Annotated in this window: 4 protein-coding genes; all 4 read right to left on the reverse strand. The window is 65.5% G+C overall.

Annotated elements, in window-relative coordinates:
* Positions 1-182: 182 nt before the first annotated feature.
* A complete protein-coding gene (gene flgG / locus DBR23_RS09990) occupies positions 183-965 on the reverse strand; it encodes a flagellar basal-body rod protein FlgG (RefSeq protein ID WP_056648212.1) in 783 nt (260 codons plus the stop codon).
* Positions 966-1,008: 43 nt separating this feature from the next.
* Positions 1,009-1,749 (reverse strand): flagellar basal-body rod protein FlgF, encoded by a 741-nt coding sequence (gene flgF / locus DBR23_RS09995; RefSeq protein WP_108498137.1) that lies wholly within the window; start codon positions 1,747-1,749, stop codon positions 1,009-1,011.
* A 49-nt stretch (positions 1,750-1,798) separates the two neighbouring features.
* Positions 1,799-3,079, reverse strand: coding sequence for a flagellar hook protein FlgE (gene flgE, locus DBR23_RS10000; protein WP_108498138.1), 1,281 nt, complete (start codon positions 3,077-3,079; stop codon positions 1,799-1,801).
* A gap of 38 nt (positions 3,080-3,117) precedes the next feature.
* Positions 3,118-3,637 (reverse strand): flagellar hook assembly protein FlgD (locus DBR23_RS10005; RefSeq protein ID WP_108498139.1); only part of this gene is annotated, 520 nt, incomplete at its 5' end.

Below are 3,637 nucleotides of genomic sequence, written 5' to 3' on the forward strand. Positions count from 1 at the left end.
GATGTCCACCGGAGGGGGTGGCGACAGGGTGGCACAACCAGCGCACAGCAGCGCTGCGCCCAGGGCGGGAACGCCCGCGCGTAGCGAGCCAAGTGCCTGCAGCAGGCGAAGGGAGCGTGTGAAAGTGCGCATGGCGGAGGTCCTGGGCGAAAGCGCGGGCGAAAGAGAGGTCACAAGGGAGGTCACAGCTGGGCCAGCTTGGCCAGCATCTGGTCCGAGGTCTGGATGGCCTTGGAATTCATCTCGTAGGCGCGTTGGGTCTGGATCATGGTGACCAGCTCTTCCACCACGTTGACGTTGGAGGCTTCCAGAAACCCTTGCTTGATGATGCCCAGGCCGTTCGTGCCGGGGGTGCCTTGCTGGGGCTGGCCGGACGCAGCGGATTCCTTGAACAGGTTCTGCCCGATGGGCTCCAGGCCGGCCGGGTTGATGAAGCTGGCCATGGCCAGGTTGCCCACGGTCTGCGGCTGTGTGTTGCCCGGCACGGTGACTGCCACGGCGCCTTCGGCACTGATGCTGACGCTGGTGGCGTTGGCCGGAATGGTGATGCCATTGACCACGGGAAGTCCGCTGGACGTGACCATGCGGCCCTGGGCATCGACCTGGAAGGAGCCGTCGCGGGTGTAGCCCACGGTGCCATCGGGCATGGTCACTTCAAAGAAGCCGTTGCCGTTGATGGCGACATCCAGGTTGTTCTTGGACTCCTGCAGGCTGCCCTGCATGAAGTTGCGGCTGGTGGCCACCGTGCGCACGCCCAGGCCCAGGTGCAGGCCGGTGGGCAGCTGGTTTTGTTCGGTGGTGTTGGCACCCACCTGGCGCAGGTTCTGGTAGATCAGGTCTTCGAACACCGCGTTGTTGCGCTTGTAGCCCGTGGTGGAGACGTTGGCCAGGTTGTGCGAGATGACGTCGAGCTGGGTCTGCTGGGCAGACATGCCGGTCTTGGCGATCCAGAGGGAGTTGATCATGGTGCTTCCTTATGGCGGGTGCGTGCTGGGGGTGGCAGCGGCATCAGCCGTTCATGCTCAGCAGCTGGCTGGCGGTCTTGTCGTTGGTTTGGGCGGTCTGCAGCAGCTTCATCTGCTGCTCGAACTGGCGCGATGCAGCGATCATCCCGACCATGCATTCGACCGGGTTCACGTTCGAGCCTTCCAGCGCGCCCGACAGCATGCGCGCGTTGGCGTCGTTGGGCATGGGGTCGCCCGACGTGGTGCGAAACAGCCCGTCGTCGCCGCGCTTGAGCGGGTCTTCCGGCGTGGGAGTGCCCAGCTTGAGGCGGCCAATGGCCTGGGCGGGCTGGCCCGGGATCTTGGAGGTCACGGTACCGTCCGACCCGAGCGACACATCGGCACCGGGCGGCACGTCGATGGGCGCTCCGCCATCGGACAACACGGGCAGGCCGGTGGGGGTGAGCAGCTGGCCCGTGGCCGACACCTCAAAGCTGCCCGCACGGGTGTAGGCCTCGGTGCCATCCAGTCCCTGCACTGCAAACCAGGCGTTGCCGGCCGCCATGGCGTCGAGGTTGCGGCCGGTGCGTTGTACAGGGCCGGGGGTGTTGACGTAGCCCGAGGTGGACTCCAGCGCAAACACGCGCGTCTTGGCGCCGTCGCCTTGCAGCGGCACCGAGCGGAAGGTGGACATCTCGGCGCGGAACCCGCCGGTGGACACGTTGGCGAGGTTGTTGGACAGCACCGCCTGCCGGTGGGCAGCGGCGTTGGCGCCTGTCATCGAGGTGTAGATGATGCGGTCCATGGGAGCTCTCCGGGGTCCTGGGCGGGTTCAGTAGGGGGCGGTCAGCCGATCAGCGCAGGTTCACCAGGGTGGACATCACCTGGTCTTGCGTCTTGATGGTCTGTGCGTTGGCCTGGTAGGCGCGCTGGGCGGTCATCATGTTCACCAGCTCGGCGGTGAGGTCCACGTTGGAGTCCTCCAGGGCGCCCGAGCGCAGCGAACCAAAGCTGCCGTCGGTGGCCGTGCCGACCACGGGCTGGCCCGACTCGAACGTGGCCACCCAGTTGTTGCTGCCCACCGATGCCAGGCCCTGCGTGTTGCGGAAGCTCGACAGTGCGAGCTGGCCCTCGGCACGCGTCACGCCGTTCGAGTAACGGGTCATGATCATCCCGTTGTTCTCGATGTTGATGCCGGTCAGCTCGCCCGAGGTGTAGCCGTCCTGGCTCAGGTTGGACACCGCGAACTTGGTGCCGAACTGGGTCACCTTGTCCAGGCTCACTTCCACGGTGTACGCAGGCAGGTTGTTGGGGTTGGGCGGCGTGGGGTTGACGGTGAGTGGCAGCGAAAAACCGGTGGCGGGTGGTGTGGCCACCGGGCCGGTGATGGCGCCGTTGTTGTCAAACGTGATCTGGCCGATGGGCGTGGCCACCACGGGCGGCACAGCGGTGGGGTCGTCCAGGGCGTCGTATACGTCCCAGGTGTTGGCGGTGGCGGTTTTCTGAAAGTACAGGCTCACCGGTTTGGCCACGCCCTGGCTGTCGAACACGTTGATCGACGTGCCATAGGTGGCGCGCGGCGTGGCCGGGATGGGGGGCGTGGCTGCGGGGTTGCCCGCCGCGTCGGTGGCGCGGGCGTCCAGGTTGAAGGCCGCCGTGATCGTGGTGGTCTGCTTGGCGGGAATCGGCTCGGCGGTCGGGAACACCATGGGGATGGGGTCGGTGCCGGTGCGCAGACCCGTCACCGGGTCTACCGGGTAGCCCATCACCGACGCGTTGTCGTTGGTGATCATGTTGCCTTCCTTGTCCAGCTTGAAGTTGCCGGAGCGGGTGTAGGCGGCGGTGCCATCGGGCAGCGTGAGGGTGAAGAACCCATTGCCATTGATGGCCACGTCCAGGCTGTTGCCGGTGATGGTCAGGTTGCCCTGGGTGAATTGCTGCGCCACGGCGCCCACTTCCACGCCGATGCCTGCATTGGAGCCCCCTGCCGAGCCGATGGCAGAGGCCACCATCTCGGCAAACTCGGCCCGCGAGGCCTTGAACCCGACGGTGTTGGAGTTGGCAATGTTGTTCCCGATGACATCGAGGTTCTTGCTGGCGGCGTTCAAGCCGGACAGGCCTTGCTGAAAACTCATGGTGTTCTCCTGTTGACGCGATACGAAGCAGGCTGGTGTTACACCAAGGCCTTGATCTGGCTGTAGTTGATGGTTTTGCCGTTGGACAGGCTCAGCACCAGCTGTCCGTCTTCGGCACCTGCGGCGGTGACCTTGGACAGGCTCAACGGGGTGGAGTCCAGCTTGGTGGAGCCGTTGACGGCCGTCACGCGGAACTGGAGTGCATCGGTGGAGCCGGTGTACTGGCTGGCGTCCCAGTCGAAGGTGTGGCGGCCCGCTGCCTTGGCACCCAGGTCGATGGTGTCCACCACCTGCCCGCCTGCGGTTGTGACCTCGATCTTCACGTTGGTGGCGGCCGAGCCCAGCTCGAAGCCGCCCTTGCCGGTCTTGTCCGCCACCGCCAGGCTGGAGCCCTCGGTCAGCACATTGCGGCCCACCAGGGCTGTGCCCTGCATGACTTGCAGCGAGTTGAACTGCGAAGCCATGCTCTGCATGGTCTGGTTCAGTTGCTGGATGCCGGTCACCGTGTTGATCTGCGCGATCTGCGAAGTCATCTGGGCGTTGTCCAGGGGGTTCATC

Source organism: Acidovorax sp. HMWF018 (genome assembly GCF_003061035.1).
GTDB classification, from domain to species: domain Bacteria; phylum Pseudomonadota; class Gammaproteobacteria; order Burkholderiales; family Burkholderiaceae_C; genus Acidovorax; species Acidovorax delafieldii.

Excerpts from the sequence above, each read along its gene's own strand:
- flgG (WP_056648212.1), bottom strand. The coding sequence starts at position 965 with ATGATCAACTCCCTCTGGATCGCCAAGACCGGCATGTCTGCCCAGCAG.
- flgE (WP_108498138.1), bottom strand. The coding sequence starts at position 3,079 with ATGAGTTTTCAGCAAGGCCTGTCCGGCTTGAACGCCGCCAGCAAGAAC.
- flgF (WP_108498137.1), bottom strand. The coding sequence starts at position 1,749 with ATGGACCGCATCATCTACACCTCGATGACAGGCGCCAACGCCGCTGCC.